Below are 26448 nucleotides of genomic sequence, written 5' to 3' on the forward strand. Positions count from 1 at the left end.
TTTTCTTGTTTTAACCGGCCGGGTTTATGGCGGTGACCACCGGCCGCGGGCGCCGGGGCGCGCCCCCTTGGGGGGGGCGGCGGGCCCGCTTCGTGCCACTCAGTGGAAGAAGTGGCGCGCGCCGGTGAAGTACATCGTCACGCCGGCCCTCTCGGCCGCCTCGATGACCTGCTCGTCGCGGATCGAACCGCCCGGCTGGACGATCGCCCGCACGCCGGCGGCGATCAGGATCTCCGGACCGTCCGGGAACGGGAAGAAGGCGTCCGAGGCCGCGTACGAGCCCTTGGCCCGCTCGCCGGCCCGCTCGACCGCGAGCTTGCAGGAGTCGACCCGGTTGACCTGGCCCATGCCGACGCCGACCGAGGCGCCGTCCTTGGCCAGCAGGATCGCGTTGGACTTGACGGCCCGGCAGGCCCGCCAGGCGAAGGCCAGCTCGGCCAGCTCGGCCGCGGGGAGCGCCTCGCCGGTGGCCAGCGTCCAGTTCGCCGGGTCGTCCCCCTCGGCCTGCACCCGGTCGGCGTCCTGGAGCAGCACGCCGCCGGAGATCGGGCGCATCTCCTGGCGGTTGGCCGGGGCGTCGGGGGCGACCAGCACCCGGATGTTCTTCTTGCGGGCCAGCACCTCGACCGCGCCGTCCTCGTAGCCGGGGGCCACGACGACCTCGGTGAAGATCGGGGCGATCTGCTCGGCCAGCTCGACGGTGACCGGGCGGTTGACCGCGATCACGCCGCCGTACGCGGAGACCGGGTCGCACTCGTGCGCCTTGCGGTGCGCCTCGACGACGTCGGCGCCGGTCGCGATGCCGCAGGGGTTGGCGTGCTTGATGATCGCGACGGCCGGCTCGGCGTGGTCGTACGCGGCGCGGCGGGCGGCGTCGGTGTCGACGTAGTTGTTGTACGACATCTCCTTGCCGTGCAGCTGCTGCGCGCCGGCCAGGCCGCCCGTGCCGTCGCTGTACAGCGCGGCGCCCTGGTGCGGGTTCTCGCCGTAGCGCAGCACGTTCTGCCGCTCCCAGGTGGCGCCGAGGAACTCGGGGAAGCCCGCGGCGGAGCCGCTGGTGCTCGCAGCGTCGCTGGGAGCGTAGCCGGCCTCGAACCAGGAGGCCACGGCCACGTCGTAGGCGGCGGTGTGGGCGAACGCGGCACCGGCCAGGCGCTTGCGGGTGGCCAGGTCGAAGCCGCCCTCGCGAACGGCCGTCAGCACGTCGTCGTAGCGGGCCGGATCGACGACCACGGCCACCGACGGGTGGTTCTTGGCGGCTGCGCGGACCATGCTCGGGCCGCCGATGTCGATCTGCTCGACGCACTCGTCCGGGGTGGCGCCGGACGCAACGGTGGCCTTGAACGGGTAGAGGTTCACCACGACCAGGTCGAAGGGCTCGACACCGAGCTCGGCCAGCTGCGCGCGGTGCGACTCCAGGCGCAGGTCGGCGAGCACGCCGGCGTGCACGCGGGGGTGCAGCGTCTTCACGCGCCCGTCCAGGCACTCCGGGAAGCCGGTCAGCTCGGATACCTCGGTCACCGGGACGCCGGCGGCGGCGATCCGGCCGGCGGTGGAGCCGGTGGAGACGATGGCGACCCCGGCGGCGTGCAGGCCCTGGGCCAGCTCCTCCAGACCGGTCTTGTCGTACACGCTGATCAGCGCGCGACGGATCGGACGGATGTTCTCCGAAACGGGGGGCGTGGTGGAGCTGGCAGTCATGCCGGGATCCATACCTTTCGGTCCTCGATGCGGTGACCTTCGCGGGCCAGCCGGCCCACGACGTCGACGAGCAGCTTGCGCTCGACAGTCTTGATGCGCTCGTGCAGCGCTTCGCCGCCATCGGCGTGGTCGGCGTCGACGACCTCGACGACGCCCTGCGCGATGATCGGCCCGGTGTCCACGCCGGCGTCGACCAGGTGGACGGTGCAGCCGGTGACCTTCACCCCGTACGCGAGCGCGTCGGTGACGCCGTGGGCGCCGGGGAAGGCGGGCAGCAGTGCGGGGTGGGTGTTGACGATCCGCCCGGCGAAGGCCGCGATGAACTCGGGGCCGAGGATCTTCATGAAGCCGGCCGTGACCACCAGGTCCGGCCGGTGGGCGGCGACGGAGGCGGTCAGCGCGCGGTCCCAGTCGGCTCGGTCCGCGAAGTCCGTGACGCGGTGGACGAAGGTCGGCAGGCCCGCCTTCTCGGCGCGGTCGAGGCCGGCGATGCTGTCCCGGTCCGCGCCCACGGCCACGATCTCGGCGCCGTACGCCGGATCGGCGACGGCGTCGATCAGCGCCTGGAGGTTGGTGCCGGAGCCGGAGACCAGCACCACCAGGCGGGCCGGTCCGGGCGTACGGGGCGGGAAGAGCTGAGCGGGGGCGGCGGCCACTGCGCGATTCTCCGTAGGTCGGGCGCCGTCCGCTGGTACGTCCACCGGTGGTGGGGCCACTACGAACGGCAGGTCGAGCGAAGGGGAACACCAGGAGAACCCGCCGTGACGCGGGCCCCGGGGAACCTATCTGAGCTGCTGACCGTCACCACGATAACGGCTGGTCGGAGGGCCCCCGCACTCTGCTGACGGCGCTACGCGCGTAGTTGAGACGGGGATCTCCTCGGGCCCGCCGAACCGGAGTTGCGCACGGCCCGTGCGGGTACGGGCAGGCCCCCGCCGGGCCCTCGAACGCTTGCGGGATCATTGGGACGCGGGAGACCGCTCCGACGCGCGACCCTCCGAACGAGCCACGACCGAAGCCCCGACCGAAGCCCCGACCGAAGCCCCGACCGAGAAGGAACGGCTGAACCCATGAGCAGCGGCGACGAGACCGACGAGCGCAACCCCTTCGCGCCGCCGCCGGCGGACGCCCCGGACCAGCCGTGGCGTCCGCGCAGCCCCTGGCCCGGCCAGGGCCCCGACGGCAACGGCGGTGAGGGCGGTCAGGGCGGCCAGGGCGGCGACCGTCCGCCGTTCCCGCCGCCGTGGGGCCAGGGCGTCGGCGACGGCCGCCCCGGCCGGGGCCCGCAGGCCCCGCAGCCGCCCCGGCTCGACCCGACCGACCCGAGCCACCGCAAGGCCCGCAACGCCGCGCTGGCCGGGCCGTTCGCGCTGGTCTGCCTGTTCGCCGGCTTCCACTGGATCGCGCTGCTGGTCGGAGTGCTCGGCATCGCCTGGGGCATCGGCGCGCTGCGGGCGAAGCGGCCCGCCACGGCGGCGGCCGCGGGCGGCCCCGTCGGGATACCGGCGCCTAACCCGCTCACCCCGGCCGCGCTCGCCGGGATCCTCACCGGCGCGATGACCGTGGTGGTCGCCACCTCGGTCATAGGGCTCGGCTACTACTACCAGGACTACGTGACCTGCGTGCGGGACTCGCTGACCAACGTCGGGGCCGAGAACTGCGACCGGTACGCCCCGCAGTGGTACGTGGACTTCACCGGGAACGCCGAGTAGCCGCCGGTTCAACCGGTAGGGCGACGCGGCCCGGACAGCCGCAGTACGAGAGCGTGGGTACGGGCGCGCAGCTCCAGCGCGCTCCGGCGTCCCCGGAGCGCGAGCCGGGCGGACGCGCCCCGCCCGGCGGCCGTGCCCCCGGCACCGGCGGCGGACCCGGCGTCGCCCGGATGCGTCACGTCCTCCGCGTGCTCGACGTCGTCCGCGTACACGTCATCACCCGCGTACACGACGGCCGCCGGGCCGAGTGCGCGGTGGCGGACCAGTAGGGCGCCCGGTACGGCCACCGCGGCGAGCCAGCCCGCCGCCGCCAGGCCCGTCCACCACGGCACCGGTCCCAGCCGGGCCATCCGCCCGGCCGCCAGCGCCCCGCCGGACAGCCAGCCCAGCGCCGTCGCCCCGGCGCCGAGCAGCAGCGCGGCCGCCAGGGCCGCGACCGCCGTCGCGGCGGGCGGCCAGGGGCCGGCACCGGCCGGGGAGCGGCGACCCCCTGCCGCCCGGCCGAGCAGGACCGCGGGCGCCAGCCCCGCCAGCAGCGGCAGCAGCAGCGCCGCCAGCCGCCAGCCGCCCGGGCCCTCCTGGGGCAGCAGGGCGAACAGCGGGAACTCCGGCACCGCGCCGAGCCGCGTACCGCCCGGCGACACCAGCGTCCCGGCACCGACCTCGAAGCCCGGGCCCAGCGCGTACGCCGCTCCCCACAGCACCGCGTTCGGCAGCAGCACCACGGTGAGCATCAGCAGCCCGGACAGCGCCGCGGGCCCGCGCCCGAGCAGCGCCATCCCCCGCCCTCCGCCGGTCACCGCGTCCAGCGCCGCGGCCGCCGCCACCAGCAGCCCGCCCGTCGCGACCAGCCCCGCCCCGGCCGCGGCGGCCGCCCGGCACACCACGGACACCCCGCCGACCGGCCGCCAACCCGGCGGGAGCCGGTCGAACAGGAACTCGATCCCGACGGCCTCCGGCCGCAGGCGCCGTACGGACCGGACGCCCGCGGCCGTCGACAGCCCGGCGAGCAGTCCCACCACCAGCAGGTCCGGCAGCACCCGGCTGCGGAACAGCCCGGCACCCGCGCAGTGCAGCGCCACCACGACCGCCACCGCGCAGTACCCCGTCCACAGCGCCACCGGGCCGCCCCAGCGCGAACGCAGGCCGCGCCGCGCCGCCACCCCGGCGCCCGCCCGGTACAGCAGCACCACGACCAGGGCGCCGAGCAGCAGCGGAGTGACGGTCAGCGGGGCGTCGGCACCGCCGCGCAGCACCGGCGCGCCGTGCCCGAGCAGCCAGAGCGCGCCCGCCAACCGGGTGGCACCGGCCGCGTCCGAGTCCGCGTACGGCGTCGCCACCCAGAGCCCGAGCACCGGAACCCCGACCATCGCCAGACCGACCAGCGCCGTCCGCACCCCCGTCAACAGGTCGGCCACCACGGGGCGTCCACCCGGTTCGCCCGGCACCTCCAGGAGCGGACGGCCCATCAGCTGCGTCATGTGCCTCATGGTGCCAAGGCGACTCGCCATGCTCCGTGAACCGGCAAACCGCCGCCGTGTCCCAGATTATTGTCTTATGCGCCTTTTCAGACCCCACCCCCAAGCCGCCGCCGCCCCGGCCCGGAGCGTCTGATGACCACGCCACCCACCCGTGTCCCCGACCCACTGCGGAAACTGACCCCCCGTGAGGCGGAAGCCCTCTCCCACCTCGCCGCCGGGCACGGCCTCGACCACACGGCCGCCGCACTCGGCGTCACTCCCACGACCGCCCGCAGTTATCTCCACCGGGCTCTGCGCAAACTCGGCTGCCCCACCGAAGCCGCCGCCATCGCCCTCCTCAGAACCGCACCCCCCGTCAGCCCGGGCAGGCGCCCCGCGGCCGACCCCGCCGACCCCGACCGCGCGCGAGTGGCCCCCACAGCCCCGGGAGAACGCAGCGGCATGACGCAGACCAGCCCGACCCGGACCCCGGTCCCCGCAGGGCCCGACTCCGGCGCCGCCCCCTCCCCCGGCCGTCCGGCCGGGGGGCGGCCGCGCCGCGGCAGCGACACCCCGAAGAAGAGCGGGCGGGGCGCACCCGTCGGCTCCGGGGAGACGGCCGGGGCCGCGCCGAAGCCGGCCCCCGCCCCCGTCCCGGCACCCGCTCCCGCCGAGTCGCCCTCCTCCCCCGCCGAGCGTGGCCCGGGGGCACCCGCCGCCCCGGAGACCACCGACCCCCGGGAGCGGATCAGTCGGGCGCTCACCGAGGCGGGGGCCGGGCGGGACCTGTCGGAGGCCTTCGAGGAGCTGTACGAGGGCGCGCACACCCGCCTGGTGCAGCAGGTGTTCCTGCTGACGGCGTGCCGCCACCGGGCGGTGCACTGTGTGCGGCTCGCCTTCGGGCAGGCCCGGCGGGACTGGGGCGGGGTGGTCGGGTCCGGGGATCCGGAGGGCTGGGTACGGGTGCGGGCGTGCGAGCTGGCGCTGTCGCCGTGGCGCCGGGGCGGGCCGCGGCGGGTGCACGCGTGGACGCTGCCGCACCGGCGGATCCGGGTGCGGCCGGCGGACGAGGCGCAGTCGGTGCTGCCGGACCACGACCGGCTGACCGACCGGGACAAGGCCCTGCTGAGGGCGCTGCGGCGGCTGTCGCGCCCGCAGCGCCGGGCACTGGTGCTGCACGACGGGCTGGGCCTGCCGGCGGCGGCGGTCGCGCTGGAAGTGGAGTCGACCCTGGCGGCGGCCGAGGGGCGGGTGTGGGCGGCCCGGGCGGCGCTGGCGCAGTGGGTGCCCGAACTGGTGGGGCCGGATCCCGGGGCGCCGGGCTTCGCGGACGGCCTGAGCGGGCTGTTGCACCGGGCGGCGGTGCGGGGCTGTCCGGCGCCGCACCGGGCGCCGGTGCCGGTGCTGCGGGCCCGGCACCGGCTGTGGACGGCGAGCCGGACGGGCGCGGCGGTGCTGCTGACGGCCGCGGTGGGCGGGGCGGTGCTGGTGACGCTCGCCGGGATGCGCCCGGCGGAGCTGTTCCAGCGGCCGGAGCAGCCGGTGCCCGTGCTGTGCGTGCCGGCCCCGACCGCGGAGGTGCCGAAAGCCGGTGTGCCCCTGCTGCCGGGCGGGGCGCCGAACGGCATCACCAGCCTGTGGTGCAGTCCGACGCCGGGCCTGGCGGCAGTGGTGGCGGCCCCGCAGCCGCAGGCGATCGCACGCTGGGAGCTGCCGGTGGCGGCCCGGGGTGCGGCGCCGCCCCCGCAGCGGAACCCGGCGGCCTGCCCGGCGTGGTCCCCGCTGCCGTGCGTCGCGGGGCCCCGGCGCTGAAACGGCGAGCGCCCCCGCCCACGAGGGGCGGGGGCGCTCACAGCGCGGGTGACCTGGGTCAGCCGGCGATGATCTCGCGAGCCAGGCGGGCGGTCTCGGACGGCGTCTTGCCGACCTTGACACCGGCGGCCTCAAGGGCCTCCTTCTTCGCCTGGGCGGTGCCCGAGGAGCCGGAGACGATGGCGCCGGCGTGGCCCATGGTCTTGCCCTCGGGGGCGGTGAAGCCCGCGACGTAGCCGACGACCGGCTTGGTGACGTGCTCGGCGATGTAGGCCGCGGCACGCTCCTCGGCGTCGCCACCGATCTCACCGATCATGACGATGATCTCGGTCTCCGGGTCCTCCTGGAAGGCCTTGAGGGCGTCGATGTGGGTGGTCCCGATGACCGGGTCACCGCCGATGCCCACGGCCGAGGAGAAGCCGATGTCGCGCAGCTCGTACATGAGCTGGTAGGTCAGGGTGCCGGACTTCGAGACCAGGCCGATCTTGCCGGAGGTGGTGATGTCGGCCGGGATGATGCCGGCGTTCGACTGTCCGGGGCTGATCAGGCCGGGGCAGTTCGGGCCGATGATCCGGGTCTTGTTGCCCTTCGAACCGGCATACGCCCAGAAGGCGGCGGTGTCGTGCACCGGGACGCCCTCGGTGATGACGACGGCCAGCGGGATCTCGGCGTCGATGGCCTCGACGACGGCGGCCTTGGTGAAGGCCGGCGGCACGAAGAGGACCGAGACGTCGGCGCCGGTCTTCTCCATGGCCTCGGCGACGGAGCCGAAGACCGGGATCTGGGTGCCGTCGACGTCGACGGTGGTGCCGGCCTTGCGCGGGTTGACGCCGCCGACGATCTGGGTGCCGGAGGCGAGCATGCGGCGGGTGTGCTTCATGCCCTCGGCGCCGGTCATGCCCTGGACGATGACCTTGCTGTCCTTGGTAAGGAAGATAGCCATGGTGTTAAGTCCCCTTCCTTACTTGTTGGCCAGCTCGGCGGCGCGGTCGGCCGCACCGTCCATGGTGTCCACGCGCTGGACCAGCGGGTGGTTGGCGTCGTCGAGGATCTTGCGACCCAGCTCCGCGTTGTTGCCGTCCAGGCGGACGACCAGCGGCTTGGTGACGTTCTCGCCCTTGCTCGCGAGGAGCTCCAGGGCCTGCACGATGCCGTTGGCGACCGCGTCACAGGCGGTGATGCCGCCGAAGACGTTGACGAAGACCGACTTGACGTCGGGGTCGCCGAGGATGATCTCCAGGCCGTTCGCCATGACCTCGGCGGACGCGCCGCCGCCGATGTCGAGGAAGTTGGCGGGCTTGACGCCGCCGTGCTTCTCACCGGCGTAGGCGACCACGTCGAGGGTGCTCATGACGAGGCCCGCGCCGTTGCCGATGATGCCGACCTGGCCGTCGAGCTTGACGTAGTTCAGGCCCTTGGCCTTGGCGGCGGCCTCCAGCGGGTTGGCCGCGGCCTTGTCCTCCAGCGCCTCGTGCTCGGGCTGGCGGAAGTCGGCGTTCTCGTCCAGGGAGACCTTGCCGTCAAGCGCGATGATCTTGCCGTCACCGGACTTGATCAGCGGGTTGACCTCGACGAGGAGGGCGTCCTCGGCGATGAAGACCTTCCACAGCTTCTGCAGGACCTCGGCGACCTGGTCGGCGACCTCGGCCGGGAACTTCGCCGCGGCGACGATCTCGGCGGCCTTCTCCGGGGTGCAGCCCTCGTTGGCGTCGACCGGGATCTTGGCGAGCGCGTCGGGGTTCTGCTCGGCGACGACCTCGATCTCCACGCCGCCCTCGACGCTGGCCATGGCCAGGAAGGTGCGGTTGGTGCGGTCCAGCAGGAACGAGACGTAGTACTCGTCCTTGATGTCCGCGGTCTGGGCCAGCATCACCTTGTGAACGGTGTGGCCCTTGATGTCCATGCCGAGGATCTGCTCGGCCTTGGCGACGGCGTCGGCCGGGTCGGCGGCGAGCTTGACGCCACCGGCCTTGCCTCGGCCACCCACCTTCACCTGAGCCTTGACGACGGCACGGCCGCCGAAGCGCTCCGCGATGGCGGCAGCGTCTGCGGCGGTCTCGATGACATCGCCGTCAAGCACGGGCACGCCGTGCTTGGCGAAGAGGTCCCTCGCCTGGTACTCGAACAGGTCCACGTGTTTGTCCTTGTTCGTGGTCGCGGATTGTGTCTCTACGAGCGTGCCACGGCAGGATCTTCGCTGCGGGTCGTCGGGGCGGTGCGGGTACGCAGAGGTACGGCCTTGCGGCCCACACAGCCACGGGCGCACACGTCAATCAACACGCGCGTCACGTCCGTCTGGCAGGTTATCCCCGTGGGACGGGCGTGTTTCGCCCGGGGCCTGCCCGTCTTGGGTGAGAACCGTCACAGATCAGCCCCTGGGTGCCGGACGGGACCGCGGCCCGTCGAGCGAGTGATTCACACGTTCGAGTGAAGTTGCGCCTCCCCCCGGTCGACGCCCTTGACCAGGTGCTCCGGGATCGGACGCTTCTCGATCGCCGCAGCCATGATCTCCGGGAAGACGTCCGGGGTGCAGGCGAAGGCCGGGGCGCCGAGCGCGGCCAGGGCCGCGGCGTGGGCGTGGTCGTAGGCCGGCGCGCCCTCGTCGGAGAGCGCGAGCAGGGCGATGAACTGGACGCCGGCCGCCTTCATCGCGGCGACCCGCCGCAGCATGCCGTCCCGGATGCCGCCCTCGTACAGGTCGCTGATCAGCACCACGATCGTCTCGGACGGCCGGGTGATCTTCGACTGGCAGTAGGCGAGCGCGCGGTTGATGTCGGTGCCGCCGCCGAGCTGGGTGGCGAACAGCACGTCCACCGGGTCGGTGAGCTGCTCGGTGAGGTCGACCACCGAGGTGTCGAAGACGACCAGCCGGGTGTCCAGGGTGCGCATCGAGGAGAGCACCGCGCCGAACACCGCGGAGTGGACGACCGAGGGTGCCATCGAGCCGGACTGGTCGACGCAGAGGATGACCTCCTTCTTCACCGCGCGCTGGGCCCGGGCGTAGCCGATCAGCCGCTCGGGCACCACGGTGCCGTGCTCGGGCAGGTAGTTCTTGAGGTTGGCCCGGATCGTCCGGTCCCAGTCGATGTCCCGGTGGCGCGGCCGGTTCACCCGGGCGCTGCGGTCGAGGGCGCCGCCCAGGGTGGCCCTGGCCCGGTCGGCGAGCCGGCGCTCCAGGTCGGCGACCACCTTGCCGACCACGGCCCGGGCGGTCTCCCGGGTGGTCTCCGGCAGTGCGTGCTTGAGCGACAGCAGGGTGCCGACCAGGTGCACGTCCGGCTCGACGGCCTCCAGCATCTCGGGCTCCAGCAGCAGCCGGTCCAGGCCGAGCCGGGTGATCGCGTCCTGCTGCATCAGCTGGACGACGGTGGACGGGAAGTACTCCCGGATGTCGCCCAGCCAGCGGGCCACCTGCGGGGCCGAGCCGCCCAGCCCGGCGCCGCGGCGGCCGCCGCGGCCCGTACGGGCGCCCTCGTCGGGGGCGCCCCGGTAGAGCGCGGCGAGGGCGCCGTCCATCGCGGCGTCGCGGCCGCGCAGGGTGCAGCCGGTGCCGTCGGCCTCGCCGCCGAGCACCAGGCGCCAGCGGCGCAGCCGTTCGTCGGTCGTGGTCGCCATCTCGTCCTCTCCTTCGACCGGGGTCAGGTGTTGCGGCCGGCGGGCCGGCGGGGGATCTCCGGGTGGACGCCGAGCAGCAGGGCCAGCACCGGGACGGCCGCGTCGGCGCGGTCCCGGTCGAGTTCGCCGGCCGTCCCGGGGGCCGCCGGGGCCGCGCCGAGCGGACCGGCCGCGACCCGGGCTCCGATGGTGGTGCGCACGCCCGCCTCCAGCCCGGCGAAGGTGCGCCGCAGCAGCGGCAGCACGTCGGTGAACACCTCGTCGCCGACGCCGCCGAGCCACTCGTCCAGCAGGGCGAGCAGCCTGGGGTCGTGCAGCAGCAGGGCGCCGCCGCCGGTGAGGAAGCCCTCGACCCAACCGGCCGCGTCGGCCGGGGCGTTGGCGACGGACAGCACCAGGCCCAGCCGTCGGCCGGCCTCCTCGGAGTCGAGCCGGCCGTCGTCCAGCAGCAGACGGACGGCGCGGCCGCGCAGCAGCCCGGGCGCGCCGGTGGCCGGCCCGCCGGCGGGCTCGCGGCGGGCCAGCGAACCCAGGGCGGCGGCCCAGCGGTCGGCCAGCCCGCCGATGTCGGTGCCGGTACCGGTACCGGTACCGACATCGGAGGCGTCCGGGTCGAGCAGGGCGATCGCGCCGTGCACCTCGTCGATCCGGGCGCGCATCGCCGCCGCGCTCTCGGCGTCCAGCCCGACGCAGGCGGGCGGCAGTCCGACGCAGACCCGTTCGGCCAGGCCCGCCGCGGCCCGGGCCAGCGCGCCGTGGCCGGTCCCCCGCACGTCGCCGTAGCGCAGCGCGCGGACCAGCGCGGGCAGCGCGGCCGCCAGGTGCGCGACATCGGTGTCCAGGGCCGCGCAGTCGGCGAGCACCCGCATCACGGCGGGCAGCGCGCCGGACAGCCCGGCCAGCAGGCAGGTCTCCACCAGGCCGGTCAGCTCGGCGAGTTCGACGGCGGCCCGGGCGGTGCCGACCGCCTTGCCGACGGCGGCCTCCTCGACGGTGGTGCCCCACTGGGCGGCCTCGGCGATCCGGACCGCGAACTCGGGCTGCCAGCACAGCCGCCAGCTCTCCCGGAACGTCCCGGTGGAGTTGACCGTCGAGCGGGCCGGCACGCCCCACTCGACGCCCAGCAGCCGCAGCCTGTGCAGCAGCCGGGAGCGGGCGGCGTCGGTGTCCTTGCGCAGGTCGAGGTCGAGGTCCCGGGGCGCGGCGTCGGGCTTGAGCCGCAGCGAGCGCTGCAGTCGGGCCAGGTCGCGCTGGAGCGGCACCGCCGGTGCGGCGTCCGGCACTTCGCCGAGGGCGTCGCCGACCACCAGGCGCTCCCGGACGAGTTCCAGGGCGACGTCCGAGCCCTCGCAGAGCACCGCCCGGACGGCGTCCAGGGTCTCGGTCAGCCCGGCGAGCGGGCGGCCGCGCATCACGGCCAGGGTCTCGGCGAGCCGGACCGCCTCGATCACGTGGGCGGAGGAGACCGGGTGGTCCTCGGCGCGCAGCAGCTCGGCGGCCCGGGTGAGCCAGCGCGGCACCGGGTCGCCCTCGGCGGTGAACAGGTGGTGGTACCAGCCGGGCGACCGGACGCCCGCACCGTAGCCGGTGGCCTGGGAGAGCCGGCGGTGCGTCCACGGGATCCAGGTGATGTCCACCCGGACCTTCCTCGGCAGGCCGGCGAGCAGCGCCCGGTCGTGGGCGACGGTCGGCATCGTCTCCAGCGCGGGGACGTGGAAGGCCCCGCAGACCACGGCGATCCGGCGGTGCCCGGCACGGCGGGCGGCGCGGATCTGCTGGCGCATGTGGGCCTCGCGCAGCTGGTCCCGGCGGGACTCGCCGAGGCCCTCCGCGCGCAGCGCGCCCATCGCCTCGGCGACGGCGGCGAACGGCGCCAGCGCGTCCGCACCGGGGGCGCGGTGCTCGACCACGTCCTCCCACCAGCGCTCCGGGTCGTCGTGGCCGGCGGCCTCGGCGAGCAGCGCCAGCGGGTCGGCCGGCAGCCCGTCGGGCCCGGCCGCGTCCTCACCCTCGTCGTCGCCGTCGTCCGTGGACGGCGCGAAGCCGTACCCGGCGGGCAGGTCGATGAAGCGGACCGGAAGGTCGTGGTCCACGGCGTGGCGGATCGCGACCCACTCCGGGGAGAACTCTGCGTACGGCCAGAACGCCGCCTTCGCCGGGTCGTCCACCGCGTGGGCGAGCAGGGCGACCGGTGGCACCAGGTCCTTCTCGGCGGCGAGGTGGACGACGGCGTCGGCCTCCGCCGGGCCCTCGATCAGCACCGCGTCCGGCCGCCACTGCGCCAGCGCGGCGGCCACCGCCCGGGCCGAGCCCGGGCCGTGGTGCCGGATGCCCAGCAGGGCGACCTCGGCGTCCGTCATGCCGTCACCTCGCGTGCGGCGCGGTAGAAGTCCTTCCAGCCGTCGCGCTCGCGCACCACCCCTTCGACGTACTCGCGCCACACCGCCCGGTCGGCCACCGGGTCGCGGACGACCGCGCCGAGGATGCCGGCCGCCACGTCCCCGGCGCGCAGCACGCCGTCGCCGAAGTGGGCGGCCAGGGCCACGCCGTTGGTCACCACCGAGATCGCCTCGGCGGTCGAGAGGGTGCCGCTCGGGGTCTTGACCTTCGTCCGGCCGTCCACGGTGAGGCCGGCCCGCAGCTCTCGGAAGACCGTCACCACGCGCCTGATCTCCTCGGCGCCGCCGGGCAGTTCGGGCAGGTCGAGGGAGCGTCCGAGCTGGTCGACCCGGCGGGTGACGATGTCGACCTCCTCGTCCAGCGAGCCCGGAAGCGGCAGCACCACGGTGTTGAAGCGGCGGCGCAGCGCACTGGACAGCTCGTTGACGCCGCGGTCGCGGTCGTTGGCGGTGGCGATCACGTTGAAACCGCGCACGGCCTGGGTCTCGCTGCCCAACTCCGGCACCGGCAGCGTCTTCTCCGACAGGATGGTGATCAGACTGTCCTGCACGTCGGCCGGGATGCGGGTGAGCTCCTCGATCCGGGCGAGCTTGCCGTCCGCCATCGCCCGCATCAGCGGCGAGGGCACCAGGGCGTCCCGGCTGGGGCCGCGGGTGAGCAGCTGGGCGTAGTTCCAGCCGTACCGGACGGCCTCCTCCGGGGTCCCGGCGGTGCCCTGCACCAGCAGTGTGGAGTCGCCGCTGACCGCGGCCGCGAGGTGTTCGGACACCCAGGTCTTCGCGGTGCCGGGAACGCCGAGCAGCAGCAGCGCCCGGTCCGTCGCCAGGGTGGTGACGGCGACCTCGACGACGCGGCGCGGGCCGATGTACTTGGGGGTGATCCGGGTGCCGTCCGGCAGCTCTCCGCCGAGCAGGTACGTCGCCACGGCCCACGGCGAGAGCTTCCAGCGCTCGGGGCGGGGACGGTCGTCCTGGGCGGCCAGCGCGGCCAGTTCACCGGCGAAGGCGTCCTCGGCGTGCTGCCGCAGAACGTCGGTCATCGGGGGCTCCTTCGGGTCGGCCGCGGGGCACACGGATGCCCGGGCGGCAGGGTCGTCGGGGGGAGCCAGGTCGGCGTCCCGGCCTGTGGGAACCACCTTGCAACGTGCCACTGACAACGGCCGGCCCGTTCCGGACGGTCAGTCAGCCGCTGTCAGTGCCCCCGCCTACCGTCGGTCGCATGGAGGAACGCTGGAGCACCGAACACGTCCTGTCCCTGGCACCTGACGCCGCGTCGCAGAAGGCCGCGGGCAAGCTGTCCTCGTCCGCGCCCTGGTCCGGGGCGGGCACCGACGGCGCCGCGCTCTGGGGCGAGTGCCGGGGCAGCGGCCGCACGCCGTACCGCACCGTGATCGAACTCGCCACGCCCGCCTACCAGTGCAGCTGCCCCAGCCGGAAGTTCCCGTGCAAGCACGCGCTCGGGCTCCTCCTGCTGTGGAGCGGTGCCCCCGAGGCCGTACCGGCCGCCGAGCCCGCCGACTGGGCGGCCGAGTGGCTCCGGGCCCGTCGCGAGCGCGCCGAGAAGCGCGCGGCGCCCCCGGCCGACCCGGAGGCCGCCCGCCGCCGGGCCGAACGGCGCGGAGCCCGGGTCTCGGCCGGGGCGGCAGAGCTCCGGCTGCGCCTGGCCGACCGGATCCGGCACGGCCTCGCCGACCAGTCCACGGCCGGGCCCTGGGAGGAGGTCGCGGCCCGGATGGTCGACGCCCAGGCCCCCGGACTGGCGACCCGGGTACGGGAGTTGGACACGCTGCCGGAGGAGCGGCTGCTGGAGGAGTACGCGATGCTCCACCTGCTGGCCACCGCCGCCACCCGGATCGACGAACTGCCGCCCGAGCTGGCCGCCACCGTCCGCGCCCGGGTCGGCTACACCCTGGACGCCGCCGAGGTGCTCGCCGGGCCGACCGTCCGGGACCGCTGGCTGGTGCTCGGCAGCCGCACTGTGCCGATGGAAGGAGGCTCCGACGAACGGCTCACCACCCGCCGGGTCTGGCTGCGCGGTGCCAAGACCGGCCGCCCCGCCCTGCTGCTGGCCTTCGGCCGTCCCGGCCAGGCCCCCGAGCTCACCCTGCCCACCGGCCACCTGCTGGAGGCCGAACTCGCCTACCACCCCGGCGCCCGCCCGCTGCGCGCCGCGCTCGGCACCCGCTACGGCGCCCCCGAGGCCGGCCCGGCCGCCCCGCCCGCCGGACTCACCGTCGCCGAGGCGGTCGCCGGGTACGGCACCGCGGTGGCCGACGACCCGTGGCTGGACAGCTGGCCGACGGTGCTCTCCGGGGTCGTCCCGGTCCGCACCCCGGACGGCTGGCACCTGACGGACGGCCACCACACCGTCGGCATCCGCCCCTCGGCCGTCCCGGAGGCGGCACTGTGGCGGCTGGTCGCGGTCTCCACCGGCCGCCCGCTGACGGTCTTCGGCGAGTACGGCCACCAGGGCTTCGCCCCGGTCACCGCCTGGTCCGCCGAGCACCGCCCGGTCGGCCTCACTTCCGCATAGGAGAGACCACGATGACGATCACCCAGGACCCGTGGGAGCCCCTGCGGACCAGCGCCCTGCTCGGCACCGACCGGCGCCCGCTCCCGGCCACCGCGCTGCCGCTCGCCGAGGCCGTGGACGTGTCCGACCCGGCCACCGCCCTGCTGGAGCTGGCCGCGTTGGCCACCGTGCGCCGCCGGGCCGGCGCCCTGCCCGTACCGGCCGACGGGCCGCCCGGGCCGCCCGCGCCCGAGGACCCCCGGCCCGAGATGCCGGAGGCCGCCGCCCGCCGGCTGGCCGTCCTGCTCGCCGGGCGCACCGGCGGCAACGGCGGTGCCGGCGGCACCCTGGCCAACCTCGCCGAGCTGCTGCCGCAGTGGCTCACCACCGCCCGGTTCAAGGGCCTGCGGCCGCCCGCCGCGCTGATACCCGCGCTGCTCGACGCCGCCCGCGCGCGCAGCGAACTGCGCGGCGACGCCGTCGCGCTGGCCGGTCCGGTGGGCCGCTGGCTGGCCTCGCAGAACCCGGACTGGCGGTTCGTGCTGCGCACCGCCGCCCCCGAGCCGGACCACCGGCCGGACGACCTCTCCGACCACCGGCTGTGGCACGAGGGCCTGTTCGCCGAGCGGGTCACCCACCTCACCCTGCTGCGCCGCCGGGACCCGGCCGCCGGGCTGGAGCTGCTGCGCAGCACCTGGTCCACCGAGCGCGCCGAGGACCGGCTGCTCTTCCTGGACGCCCTGCAGGACGGCCTCTCCCCCGCCGACGAACCCTTCCTGGAGGCCGCCCTGGGCGACCGCAGCAAGAACGTCCGCGCGACCGCCGCCGAGCTGCTCTCCACGCTGCCCTCCTCGGCGCTCGCCCGGCGGATGGCCGGGCGGGCCCGGGCCGCCGTCCGGCTGGCCGACGGCGGCACCCACCTGCTGGTCACCCCGCCCGTCGAGTGCGACGAGCGGATGCAGCGCGACGGCATCGCCCCCAAGTCCCCCACCGGGCGCGGCGAACGGGCCTGGTGGTTCGGCGAGGTGGTGGCCGCCGCGCCGCTGGCGCTCTGGGCGGAGAGCACCGGGCTGACGCCCGAGCAGCTGCTCGCCCTGCGGGTCGGCGACAGCGTGGACGAGACCAGCAGCAGCTGGGCGGACGACCTGCGCGAGGCCTGGGCGCGCGCCGCCGTGCGCCAGCACGACGCCGACTGGGCCCGGGCGCTGCTCGGCCCGGCACCCGTACCGCCGGCCCGCGGCGCCGGCCGGATCCGTGGCGCGCGCGTCACCGGTGCCCCTTCCAAGCTGCTGGCCGTGCTGCCGTCCGAGGAGCGGGCCGCCTGGACGGCCGCCTTCGTCGAGGTGCACGGCCTGGGCGACGCCTTCCAGCTGCTCGGCGCCTGCGCGACCCCGTGGACGCCTCCGCTGTCCACCGCGGTGGTGACGGCGCTGGCCCGGGCCGCGGCCTCCGGCGCCTACCCGTGGAGCCACAGCGGGGTGCTCGGGATGACGGAGCGCGCGCTCGCGCCGGAGACGGCCGCCGCGGTGGAGGAGCTGGCCGCTGACGCCTCGCCCGACTCGGCCTGGTCGGAGACCTTCGCCCGGCTGGCCGGGACGCTGCGCTTCCGGGCCGCGATGCTGAACGAGCTGACGGGCTGACGAACTCACGGGCCGACGAACTCACGATTCGACGAACTCACGGACCGGGAACGGCCGAGCGGGCCGGTCCACGACGGACCGGCCCGCTCAGCGACTCCCGACGATCAGCCGGCCGCGCGCAGGTTGGCCTCGACCCAGGCGACGACGTCCCGGGTGGGCGTGCCCGGGGTGAAGATGTCCGCGACGCCCATCGCCTTGAGCTCCGCGATGTCCTCGTCCGGGATGATCCCGCCGCAGAAGACCTTGATGTCCGCCGCGTCGCGCTCCTTCAGCAGCTCCAGCACCCGGGCGCACAGCGTCATGTGGGCGCCGGAGAGGATCGACAGCCCGATGCCGTCCGCGTCCTCCTGGATCGCGGTGTCGACCACCTGCTCGGGCGTCTGGTGCAGCCCGGTGTAGATGACCTCCATGCCGGCGTCGCGCAGGGCGCGCGCGATGACCTTGGCGCCACGGTCGTGACCGTCGAGCCCCGGCTTGGCGACCACCACACGGATCGGCCCCGACACACTCATCACTGCCTCCTGGACCTCGTCGTCCACCATCCGACCGGGCCTCGTGGGCCCACGGGCGCGGCTGACGCGGTTAACGCTCGATAACCAACCGACCTGAGGGGAGATTAGCGCCACCCGGCCCGGTTGGCCGCGCCGCCTCCCAAGACGAGGGCAAAGTCACAGCCCCAGGCCTTGCTACCAGTGGGTATACCCCTCCGCGGACCCTTCGTACAGACCCGGCGCGCCCCCCGCCCGCCCCCTTGACAACCGGCGGTTTTTCCGGGGCGTCGGGGCTGGGACTACAGTCACCGCTGTTCACCTCACACGATGACGTGCCCGAGGCCCACCGAGGAGGCAGCCCCCGATGGCTCCCGAAGCAGCCGCCCGTCCGACCCGTGCGGAGCTGCGCCTCGCCGCCCGCGAGCAGTCCCGCGCCCAGCGCCGCGGCGCGGCCAAGGCGGCCACCCGGGCCGCGCTGTTCCGGGTCGCCCTTCCGTCGGTGGCCGCGCTCGGGGTCGCGGGGGCGGCGGGGGTCACGGTGGTGCAGGAGCAGGCCGACCGGGTGCCCTCGCAGGCATCGGCGGCCGACGCCCCGGACCGGACGGCCGCGCAGCAGGCCGCCCGACAGGCCGACGCCGACCAGGCCGCCCAGGCCTCGCGCGGCGACGCCCGCCAGCCGCTGAGCGGCGCCCAGCCGGGCGCCGGACAGGCCACCGCCACCCCGACCGCCCAGCCGACGGCCGAACCGGCCAAGCCCAAGGTGGTCATGCCGGTCGCCGAGCACGGCCTCGGCGAACTGTTCGGCGCGGCCGGGACCCACTGGATGAACCGGCACACCGGCATCGACTTCCCGGTGGACGGCGGTTCCGAGGTGTACGCCGTCACCGACGGCACGATCCGGACGCAGTGGAACCCGTTCTACGGCTACATGTCGATCCTGAAGATGCCGGACGGCACCGAGGCGTGGATGTGCCACCTGCGGGCGTACAAGGTCCGCAAGGGGCCGGTGAAGCAGGGCGACGTGATCGCGTACGTCGGCAGCAGCGGCAACAGCACCGGGCCGCACCTGCACTTCGAGATCAGGCCGCCGGGCAGCGGGCCGGTCGACCCGCTGCCCTGGTTCCTCTCGAACGGGCTGGACCCGCGTTAGGGCGGGTGACCGGCGCCGGTCAGAGCTTCTCGACCGGCGCGTAGCGCAGGACCAGCCGCTTGCGGCCGCCGGAACCGAAGTCCACCTCGGCCTGAGCGTTGTCGCCCACGCCCGTCACACCCGTCACCGTGCCCAGCCCGAAGGTGTCGTGGGTGACCCGGTCGCCGACCGCGAGCGCGACGACCTCGCGGTCCACGACCTTGCCGGCGCGCCGCGCCGACTGCCCCCAGCCCGCCTTCGGCGAAGCCGCCGCCGAGGAGCCGACGGAGCGCGAACTCCCGCCCCCGGACGAGGACTTGCCCCAGGACGAGCCCGAGGAGAAGCCGCGCTGGACCGGCGCCTGCGCGGCCCCCGTCCGCTTCCACTCGACCAGCGTCTCCGGGATCTCCTCCAGGAAGCGCGAGGCCGGGTTGTAGGCTGGCTGCCCCCAGGCGCTGCGCAGCACCGAACGGGTCAGGTAGAGCCGCTCGCGGGCACGGGTGAGCCCCACGTACGCGAGCCGGCGCTCCTCCTCCAGCTCCTTGGCCTGGTTGAGCGCCCGCATGTGCGGGAAGATCCCGTCCTCCATGCCGGTCAGGAAGACCACCGGGAACTCCAGGCCCTTGGCGGTGTGCAGGGTCATCATCGTGATGACGCCCTGCCCCTCCTCGTCCTCGTCCGGGCTCCCCCCCTCTGTCCCGTACTGCTTCGCATCCGGGAGCTGATCGGAGTCGGCGACCAGCGCGACCCGCTCCAGGAAGTCGGCCAGCGAGCCGACCGGCGGCGCGCCCTCGTCCCCGGCGTCCGGCCGCTCGCCCGGGTCCTGCTCGTACTCCAGCGCCACCGAGGCGAGCTCCTGGAGGTTCTCCACCCGGGTCTCGTCCTGCGGGTCGGTGGAGGCCTGGAGCTCGGCCAGGTAGCCGGTCTCCTCCAGGACGGCCTCCAGCACCGCCGCCGGGCCCGCACCCGACTCGACGACCTGGCGCAGCCCGGCCATCAGGGTGTTGAACTTCTTGACCGCGTTGGCCGAGCGCGCGGCCAGCCCGTACGCCTCGTCCACCCGCACCAGCGCCTGGGCGAAGGAGATCCGCTCCCGCGCGGCCAGCGCGTCGATCATCGCCTCGGCCCGCTCGCCGATGCCGCGCTTGGGCACGTTGAGGATCCGGCGCAGCGGCACGGTGTCCTCCGGGTTGGAGAGCACCCGCAGGTACGCCAGGACGTCCCGGACCTCCTTGCGCTCGTAGAAGCGCACCCCGCCGACCACCTTGTACGGCAGGCCGACCCGGATGAACACCTCCTCGAACACACGGGACTGGGCGTTGGTGCGGTAGAAGATCGCGACGTCGCCGGGCCTGGCCTCGCCCTTGTCGGTGAGCCGGTCGATCTCGTCGGCGATGAACTGGGCCTCGCCGTGCTCGTCGTCCGCGACGTAGCCGATGACCTTCTCGCCGTGCTCGCCGGCCGTCCAGAGCTTCTTCTCGCGCCGGTTGGCGTTGCGCTCGATGACGGCGTTGGCGGCGCTCAGGATGGTCTGGGTGGAGCGGTAGTTCTGCTCCAGCAGGATCGTGGTCGCGTTCGGGTAGTCCTCCTCGAACTGGAGGATGTTGCGGATGGTCGCGCCGCGGAAGGCGTAGATCGACTGGTCCGCGTCGCCGACCACGCACAGCTCGGCCGGCGGCACCTCGGCCAGCCGCCCGGCGGCCGGGTTCACGAAGTCCCCGTCCGCGGTGCGCCTGGGCGCCGCCGCGACGGACCCGCCCGTCAGCTCCCGGATCAGCATGTACTGGGCGTGGTTGGTGTCCTGGTACTCGTCGACCAGGATGTGCCGGAACCGGCGGCGGTAGTGCTCGGCGACGTCCGGGAAGGCCTGCAGCAGGTTCACCGTCGTCATGATGATGTCGTCGAAGTCCAGCGCGTTGGCCTCGCGCAGCCGCCGCTGGTAGAGCGCGTACGCCTCGGCGAGCTTCTTCTCCATCGGGTTGGCGGCCTGGTCGGCGAAGGTCTCCTCGTCGATCAGCTCGTTCTTGAGGTTGCTGACCTTCGCCGTGAAGGACTTCGGCGGGAACTGCTTCGGGTCCAGGTCGAGGTCGCGGCAGACCAGCGACATCAGCCGCTGGGAGTCGGCCGAGTCGTAGATTGAGAAGCTGGAGGTGAAGCCCAGCTGCTTGGACTCGCGGCGCAGGATGCGCACGCAGGCGCTGTGGAAGGTGGACACCCACATCGCCCGGGCGCGCGGGCCGACCAGCGCCTCGACGCGCTCGCGCATCTCGCCGGCCGCCTTGTTGGTGAAGGTGATCGCCAGGATCTCGCCGGGCTGCACGCCGCGGGCGCCCAGCAGGTGGGCGATCCGGTGGGTCAGCACCCGGGTCTTGCCGGAGCCCGCGCCGGCCACGATCAGCAGCGGCGAGCCGGCGTGCAGGACGGCCTCGCGCTGGGGGGCGTTCATCCCCTCCAGCAGCTGCGCCGGGTCCACCACCGTCCGGGCGGCGCCGTTGCGGTACCAGGCGTCCCGCTCGGCCTCCGCGGCGTGGTCGGTGTGGAACAGCCCCTCCGGGATCGCCTCCTCGTACGCGTCGTACGGGACCTCGTCCTCGTACGGCGGGGGCTCCTCGTCGATCGCGTCGGCGGGTACGGCGGGCTGCTTCGACCCGGCGGCGGGTGCCTCGAAACCGGGGAGCGGGAGGTCGTCAAAGAGGCTACTCATGGCACATCGAGTCTATGGCCACCCACCGACAAGCCCGCCCGGCCGGAGGAATCCGGCCGGGCGGGCCCGTCCCGGGGGTCAGACCAGGCGGCGGGCGGTGGCCCAGCGGGTGAGCTCGTGGCGGTTGCTGAGCTGGAGCTTGCGCAGCACGGCGGAGACGTGGCTCTCGACGGTCTTCACCGAGATGAAGAGCTGCTTGGCGATCTCCTTGTAGGCGTAGCCGCGGGCGATCAGCCGGAGCACCTCGCGCTCCCGCTGGGTGAGGCGGTCCAGGTCCTCGTCCACCGGCGGGGTGTCGGTGGCGGCGAAGGCGTCCAGCACGAAGCCGGCCAGCCGGGGCGAGAAGACCGCGTCGCCGTCGGCGATCCGGAAGATCGCGTCGACCAGGTCGGTGCCGGTGATGGTCTTGGTGACGTAGCCGCGCGCGCCGCCGCGGATGACGCCGATGACGTCCTCGGCGGCGTCCGACACGGACAGCGCGAGGAACTTCACCCCTCCCTGCTCGCCCATCACGCCGACCGAGCGGCGCAGCACCTCGACGCCGCCGCCGCCGGGCAGGTGGACGTCGAGGAGCACCACGTCGGGCCTGGTCTCGGCGACCACGCGGACCGCCGAGTCCACGTCGTCGGCCTCCCCCACCACGTCGATGCCGGTCACCTCGGTGCGGCCGATCTCGGCCCGGACCCCCGTCCGGAACATCCGGTGGTCGTCCACCAGGACGACCCTGGCCGTGCGCCCCCAGCCTTCGGCCGGGGGGACCCCCATCGGCGCTGCCTCAGTCATTCGTTCTCTCCATCTCCAGCTCGACCTCGGTCCCGCCGCCCGCCGCCGGCCGCACCCGAGCGGTGCCGCCGTGGCGCTTCATCCGGCCGATGATCGACTCCCGTACGCCCATCCGGTCCTCGGGCACCGTGTCGGGGTCGAAGCCGGGGCCGTGGTCGCGGACGAACACCGACACCGTCCTCCCCTCCACCTCGGCGTAGACCTGGACCGGTCCCCCGCCACCGTACTTGGCCGCGTTGACGGTCGCCTCCCTCGCGGCCTGGATCTGTGCCGCGATCCCCTCGTCCATCGGGCAGTCGCCGACGATCACCAGCTCGACCGGGACGCCGTGCCGGTCCTCGACCTCGGCGACGGCGGCCCGCAGGGTCTCCGCCATGGTGTCCGGCGCGGCCTCGGCGGCGGCCTCGGGGCGGTACAGCCACAGCCGCAGCTCGCGCTCCTGGGAGCGGGCCAGGCGCAGCACCTCCTTGGGGTCCTCGGCCCGACGCTGGATCAGGGTGAGGGTGTGCAGCACCGAGTCGTGGATGTGCGCGGCGATCTCGGCGCGCTCCTGGGCGCGGATGCGGGCGGTGCGCTCGGCACCGAGGTCCTGCCACAGCCGCAGGCCGTACGGGCCGAGCAGCACCAGCACCCCGGCCAGCACGGCCAGCGATGCCTGGACCACCGAGCCGAGGGTGGAGCCACTGCCCTGCATCGCGAGCAGCGCGATGGTACCGGCCACGGCGAGCAGCACGCCGGCGCCGACCCGGGTGTAGGCGCCGCGCCGCTTCTCGCCCTCCATGCCGAACCAGCGCTGCCAGCGCGAGTCGTCGGCCTGCCGCCAGACCAGCGCGACGCCGACGCCGATCGCCAGCAGCGGCCAGGTGTACGGCTTGGCGGTCTGCCAGCCGAGCACGTTCAGCAGGGCGATCAGGCCGATCACGAGCATGACCAGGGCGGCGAGCTGGCCGATGCCGCCCTGCCCGGTCCTGGCGGCGGGCCGCTTCCCGGCCCCGGCCTCGCCCTCGACGACGGGGGCCGCCGTGACCGGCTCGCCCTGGAGCGCGTGCTGGAGCAGTTCGCGCAGCCGGCCGATCCAGCCGCCGCCGGGCTTGGTCAGCGGCGTGCCGGGCCGCAGCCACGGCGAGGTGGGGACGTAGACGCCGTTGACGTTCACCCAGTAGGTGCCGCCGCGCTGGGAGGGCTCGCCGATGCCGATCGGCACCACGAACCAGAACGCCGCGTACAGCAGCGCGCCGATCCCCTGCGCGAAGAACAGCAGCACGAAGGCCAGCCGCACCCAGCGGACCGGCAGTCCGAGGTGCACCGCCAGGCCGTTCGCGACGCCGCCCAGCATCCGTCCCTGCGGGCTGCGGTAGAGCCGCCGGTAGGGCGGGCGCCCGCCGTCGGGCACGTTGGGGTCGGCGCCGGCCGACGCCGCGGCGTCGGGGGCGAGGGGGCGGGGATCGGTACCGGGTGCTGCCACGCCACCGATGGTTCCACGCGGGCGCCTTCGGGCGCATCAGGGTGTGGCCCCCACCGTTATCAGGGACAAGTCAGGGTACGGGCAGGGCCGTACCCGGTTGGGCCCGCCCGCCCCCTGCCGGAAGGATGGTGCCCATGACCGAGGACCACCGCATCCAGGAGGCCGGGCCCACCGCCCCGCCGGAACCGGAACGCCCCCCGCTGACCAGGACCGAGCACCACCGCGTGGTGGCCGGGGTCTGCGGCGGCCTCGGGCGGCACCTGGACATCGACCCGGTGGTGTTCCGGGTGGTCACCGTGGTGCTCTGCCTCTCCGGCGGCCTCGGGCTCTTCCTGTACGGCCTGGCCTGGCTGATCGTCCCGACCGAGGACGGCGCCGACGGCAAGGGCCGCGGCGGGCGCACCGAGCTCCAGCGGGTGCTGACCGGCCGGGTCGACGGCCAGTCGATCGGCGCGGTGCTGCTGACCGTGATCGGCACCGGGGTGTTCTTCTCCTCGATGGGCGACGGCGACCAGCTGTTCCCGCTGCTGCTGCTCGGCGGCCTGGTCTTCATGGCGGTGCGCTACGACCCGGAGCGCCGCCGCGGCCGGGGCCGCGGACGCCGCCACGGCGGCCCCTACGACCGCCACTTCCCCGACGACGACGGCCACGGCCGACCGCAGGACGAGGCCGCCCGGGCCAGGCACGCCGCGGCCCAGGCCGCCGGTACCGCCCCCGCCGACTCCCCCGCCCCCGGCCCCAGCGGCTACCTGTGGGACCCCCGCCACCCCGAGCGCAACCCGTACGGCGCCGCCGACCCGGCCGGTCCCACGCCCGCATGGGGGTCCCCCCGGCCGGAGGCTGGGGGAGGCACCAAGGTGCCTCCGCCCGGCGGCCCGGCGCAGGCCTGGTGGCAGCGCACCGACCTGCCGGAGGGCGACCCGCTGCGCAAGGAGCGCCCGGAGCGCCGCCACGAGCCGGCCGCCGTCCGGCCGCCGAGGGAACGCTCGCCGCTCGGCTTCTTCGGCTTCCTGCTGGCGATCGGCGCGGCCACCGCGGTCTGGTCCGCCTCGGTCGGCCACACCGACGTCACCAAGCTGAGCACCGTCGTGCTGGCCACCGGGCTGCTGGTGATCGGCCTGACCCTGCTGCTGGCCGCCAGGTTCGGCCGGGCCCGCAGGCTCGCCGTGCTGGGGCTGCTGACCACCCTGGTGCTGGCCTTCGCCGGCCACGCGCCGCACACCGTGCAGGACGCCGTCGGCGACCGCACCTGGACGGTCAGCTCGGCCGCCGACCTGAAGGACCGCTACAACCTCGGCGCCGGCAACGCCCGGCTGGACCTCTCCGGGCTCGACCCGGCCGGGGGCACCCTCACCACCAAGGCCGACCTGGGCGCCGGCGAGCTGGTGGTCACCCTGCCGCCGAACGTCACGGTGAACCTGGTGGCCCGGGTCGGCCTCGGCAACGTCAGCGTCCCCGGCGACCGCGACAACGGCACCGGGCGGCACGTGTACCGGATCGACCCGGTAAACGGTCAGCCGTCCAAGGGCACGCTCGATCTCCAACTCGGCCTCGGCCTCGGCGACATCAAGGTGGTCCAGCAGTGAGGAAGCACCGGCTCGACCTGTTCTCGCTGATCGCGGGCGGCCTGTTCACCGTGATCGCGCTGCTCTACCTGGTGGCCGCGCTCAACGACCGGTCGGTGAACGGACGGATCGTCGTCCCGGTCACCTTCATCGTGCTCGGCGTCGGCGGCCTGGCCGGCGCGGTCGCCGCGGTGGCCCGCCGGGGCAAGCCGGACCGCGAGGACTAGGGCCGGGCCCGAGCGGGCTCAGCTCTGCAGCGGGCCCAGGGTCAGCTTGTCGCCGTCCTTGCCGACGCCGTACCTGGGCAGCGGCTTGACGGCCGGCCCGTTGACCACGGCGCCGGTCGCGGCGTCGAAGCGGGAGCCGTGGCAGGGGCAGTAGAACTGGCCGTTCTTCGGCGCGTCCACCGCGCAGCCGGAGTGGGTGCACACCGAGGAGAAGGCGCAGTACTGGCCTGCCTTGGGCTGCACGATGTAGACGGCGTCCCCGGTGGCCGGGTCCTTGACCTGGGCCGAGCCGCCGACCGGCACGCTCGCCGCGGCCACCGTGGGAGCGGGTGCCGCGGTGCCGGGCGCCTGGGTGCCGGGCGCCGGGGAGCCGGGGGCCGCGGTGCCGGGGGCCGGGGCCGCGGCCTGCTTGGGCGCGGCCTGCCTGCCCCGGCCGAAGGTGCGGGTCAGCGAGCCCGTCAGCAGCCCGGCGCCGCCGATCGCGACCGCCGCGATCCCGCCGTCCACCAGCGCCCGGCGCTTGACGTGGTCCTCGGTCAGCCCCCGCTCGCGGTCCCACCCGGCCCGGCGGGCCAGGTAGCCGTCCACCGACAGGTACGGCGTGCCGGCCAGCACCAGCGGCGTCCAGGCCATCAGGTAGCCGAGGTCGTTGCCGAGGTAGTACGGCGACACGTTCCAGCTGACGGTCAGCCAGAGGCTCAGGTTGATCAGCGCGCCGCCGAGCGCCGCGACCCTGCCCCACAGGCCGAGCAGGGTGCCGAGGCCGACCGCCAGCTCGCCGAAGGCGACGGCCAGCGCGGACAGGGTGGGCGTGTCCAGCGCCGGGCCGAGCAGGAAGGCGATCGGGCTGCCGCCGTCCTTGGCCGCCCGGGTCTGCGAGACGAAGGAGGCCGGGTCGCCCGCGCCGGCCAGGAAGTGCGCGTCGGAGAGCTTGTCCAGGGCCGCGTAGACGAAGGTGACGCCGAGGAACAGCCGCAGCGGCAGCAGGGCGTACCGGGACGCGAGCGCCTTCCACTGCGCCGCCCGGTCGGCCCGGTCGGCCGCTTCCTCGCCGACCTCCTCGGAGCTGCTGACCTCCGACATCCCTCACACCTTCCCTCACGGCCTGCCACTCCCTGACAGGTCCGGTCCGCATTCTGCCCGCTCCTGCACGTTTTCGGTGGGAGGTCCGCCCGGGGGCCGCGAGCTCCCCACCGGGGGAACGAACGGCCGCGGCGGCGGTGCCGGGAGAGG

The 26448-nt window shown here is 74.9% G+C and carries 20 protein-coding genes and 1 pseudogene; 8 read left to right on the plus strand and 13 right to left on the minus strand.

From position 1 onward, the window contains the following. Positions 1 to 99: 99 nt before the first annotated feature. Both purH and purN read right to left on the minus strand, forming a co-directional pair. Complete coding sequence (gene purH / locus ACFV1W_RS35335) at positions 100 to 1701, minus strand: bifunctional phosphoribosylaminoimidazolecarboxamide formyltransferase/IMP cyclohydrolase (protein WP_380421363.1); 1602 nt, start codon at positions 1699 to 1701, stop codon at positions 100 to 102. Then, entirely contained in the window at positions 1698 to 2357 is a 660-nt protein-coding gene (gene purN, locus ACFV1W_RS35340) for a phosphoribosylglycinamide formyltransferase (RefSeq protein WP_380421364.1), read from the minus strand. The genes purH and purN overlap by 4 nt, the downstream gene beginning before the upstream one ends. 414 nt (positions 2358 to 2771) lie before the next feature. Here purN and ACFV1W_RS35345 point away from each other — a divergent pair, with 414 nt between their 5' ends. After that, positions 2772 to 3413 carry a hypothetical protein gene (locus ACFV1W_RS35345; protein ID WP_380421365.1) on the plus strand — a complete coding sequence of 214 codons (642 nt, stop codon included), beginning with the start codon at positions 2772 to 2774 and terminating at the stop codon, positions 3411 to 3413. 8 nt (positions 3414 to 3421) lie between these two features. Here the strand turns inward: ACFV1W_RS35345 and ACFV1W_RS35350 are convergent, their stop codons facing one another. Then, the gene (locus ACFV1W_RS35350; protein ID WP_380421366.1) at positions 3422 to 4894 is read right to left on the minus strand and encodes a DUF6350 family protein; all 1473 of its coding nucleotides are present in this window, start codon (positions 4892 to 4894) and stop codon (positions 3422 to 3424) included. A 132-nt stretch (positions 4895 to 5026) separates the two neighbouring features. Between ACFV1W_RS35350 and ACFV1W_RS35355 the strand changes: the two are divergent. After that, a pseudogene (locus ACFV1W_RS35355) lies at positions 5027 to 5215 on the plus strand (sigma factor-like helix-turn-helix DNA-binding protein); the annotation flags it as partial. 120 nt (positions 5216 to 5335) lie between these two features. Next, positions 5336 to 6685 (plus strand): hypothetical protein, encoded by a 1350-nt coding sequence (locus ACFV1W_RS35360; protein WP_380421381.1) that lies wholly within the window; start codon positions 5336 to 5338, stop codon positions 6683 to 6685. Between the two features lie 58 nt (positions 6686 to 6743). Here the strand turns inward: ACFV1W_RS35360 and sucD are convergent, their stop codons facing one another. The 5 genes from sucD to ACFV1W_RS35385 form a co-directional block, all read right to left on the minus strand. Further along, positions 6744 to 7628: a succinate--CoA ligase subunit alpha gene (gene sucD / locus ACFV1W_RS35365; protein WP_380421367.1), complete on the minus strand. Its 885-nt coding sequence runs from the start codon at positions 7626 to 7628 to the stop codon at positions 6744 to 6746. Between the two features lie 18 nt (positions 7629 to 7646). Beyond that, positions 7647 to 8819, minus strand: a complete 1173-nt coding sequence (gene sucC / locus ACFV1W_RS35370; RefSeq protein ID WP_380421368.1) for an ADP-forming succinate--CoA ligase subunit beta — start codon at positions 8817 to 8819, stop codon at positions 7647 to 7649. A gap of 281 nt (positions 8820 to 9100) precedes the next feature. After that, the gene (locus tag ACFV1W_RS35375; protein WP_380421369.1) at positions 9101 to 10300 is read right to left on the minus strand and encodes a VWA domain-containing protein; all 1200 of its coding nucleotides are present in this window, start codon (positions 10298 to 10300) and stop codon (positions 9101 to 9103) included. A gap of 23 nt (positions 10301 to 10323) precedes the next feature. Continuing rightward, a complete protein-coding gene (locus ACFV1W_RS35380; RefSeq protein WP_380421370.1) occupies positions 10324 to 12660 on the minus strand; it encodes a DUF5682 family protein in 2337 nt (778 codons plus the stop codon). Next, positions 12657 to 13739: an AAA family ATPase gene (locus tag ACFV1W_RS35385; RefSeq protein WP_380421371.1), complete on the minus strand. Its 1083-nt coding sequence runs from the start codon at positions 13737 to 13739 to the stop codon at positions 12657 to 12659. Before ACFV1W_RS35385 ends, ACFV1W_RS35380 begins: the two co-directional genes overlap by 4 nt. Before the next feature lie 179 nt (positions 13740 to 13918). On the opposite strand from ACFV1W_RS35385, the gene ACFV1W_RS35390 reads away from it, so the two are divergent. Further along, positions 13919 to 15232: an SWIM zinc finger family protein gene (locus ACFV1W_RS35390; RefSeq protein ID WP_380421372.1), complete on the plus strand. Its 1314-nt coding sequence runs from the start codon at positions 13919 to 13921 to the stop codon at positions 15230 to 15232. Between the two features lie 11 nt (positions 15233 to 15243). After that, entirely contained in the window at positions 15244 to 16851 is a 1608-nt protein-coding gene (locus tag ACFV1W_RS35395; protein WP_380421373.1) for a DUF5691 domain-containing protein, read from the plus strand. 104 nt (positions 16852 to 16955) lie between these two features. Here the strand turns inward: ACFV1W_RS35395 and ACFV1W_RS35400 are convergent, their stop codons facing one another. Beyond that, on the minus strand, positions 16956 to 17363 hold the full coding sequence (locus ACFV1W_RS35400) for a cobalamin B12-binding domain-containing protein (protein WP_270146517.1): 408 nt from the start codon (positions 17361 to 17363) through the stop codon (positions 16956 to 16958). A gap of 343 nt (positions 17364 to 17706) precedes the next feature. Between ACFV1W_RS35400 and ACFV1W_RS35405 the strand changes: the two genes are divergently transcribed. Next, positions 17707 to 18492, plus strand: coding sequence for a M23 family metallopeptidase (locus ACFV1W_RS35405; protein ID WP_380421374.1), 786 nt, complete (start codon positions 17707 to 17709; stop codon positions 18490 to 18492). 19 nt (positions 18493 to 18511) lie between these two features. On the opposite strand, the gene pcrA is transcribed toward ACFV1W_RS35405, so the two are convergent. The 3 genes from pcrA to ACFV1W_RS35420 all read right to left on the minus strand — a co-directional run bounded on the left by pcrA (position 18512) and on the right by ACFV1W_RS35420 (position 23294). Further along, complete coding sequence (gene pcrA / locus ACFV1W_RS35410; protein ID WP_380421375.1) at positions 18512 to 21175, minus strand: DNA helicase PcrA; 2664 nt, start codon at positions 21173 to 21175, stop codon at positions 18512 to 18514. A 78-nt stretch (positions 21176 to 21253) separates the two neighbouring features. Beyond that, positions 21254 to 21958: a LuxR C-terminal-related transcriptional regulator gene (locus tag ACFV1W_RS35415; protein WP_380421376.1), complete on the minus strand. Its 705-nt coding sequence runs from the start codon at positions 21956 to 21958 to the stop codon at positions 21254 to 21256. Continuing rightward, complete coding sequence (locus tag ACFV1W_RS35420) at positions 21951 to 23294, minus strand: PspC domain-containing protein (RefSeq protein WP_380421380.1); 1344 nt, start codon at positions 23292 to 23294, stop codon at positions 21951 to 21953. The genes ACFV1W_RS35415 and ACFV1W_RS35420 overlap by 8 nt, the downstream gene beginning before the upstream one ends. Positions 23295 to 23557: 263 nt before the next feature. Here ACFV1W_RS35420 and ACFV1W_RS35425 point away from each other — a divergent pair, with 263 nt between their 5' ends. Next, the gene (locus tag ACFV1W_RS35425) at positions 23558 to 25009 is read left to right on the plus strand and encodes a PspC domain-containing protein (RefSeq protein WP_380421377.1); all 1452 of its coding nucleotides are present in this window, start codon (positions 23558 to 23560) and stop codon (positions 25007 to 25009) included. Then, positions 25006 to 25215, plus strand: coding sequence for a hypothetical protein (locus tag ACFV1W_RS35430; RefSeq protein ID WP_380421378.1), 210 nt, complete (start codon positions 25006 to 25008; stop codon positions 25213 to 25215). The genes ACFV1W_RS35425 and ACFV1W_RS35430 overlap by 4 nt, the downstream gene beginning before the upstream one ends. Before the next feature lie 18 nt (positions 25216 to 25233). Here ACFV1W_RS35430 and ACFV1W_RS35435 read toward each other — a convergent pair whose 3' ends face one another. Then, positions 25234 to 26298, minus strand: a complete 1065-nt coding sequence (locus ACFV1W_RS35435; RefSeq protein WP_380421379.1) for a Rieske 2Fe-2S domain-containing protein — start codon at positions 26296 to 26298, stop codon at positions 25234 to 25236. Between the last annotated feature and the right edge of the window lie 150 nt (positions 26299 to 26448).

The organism is Kitasatospora sp. NPDC059648 (assembly GCF_042734825.1).
Classification (GTDB): Bacteria; Actinomycetota; Actinomycetes; order Streptomycetales; family Streptomycetaceae; genus Kitasatospora.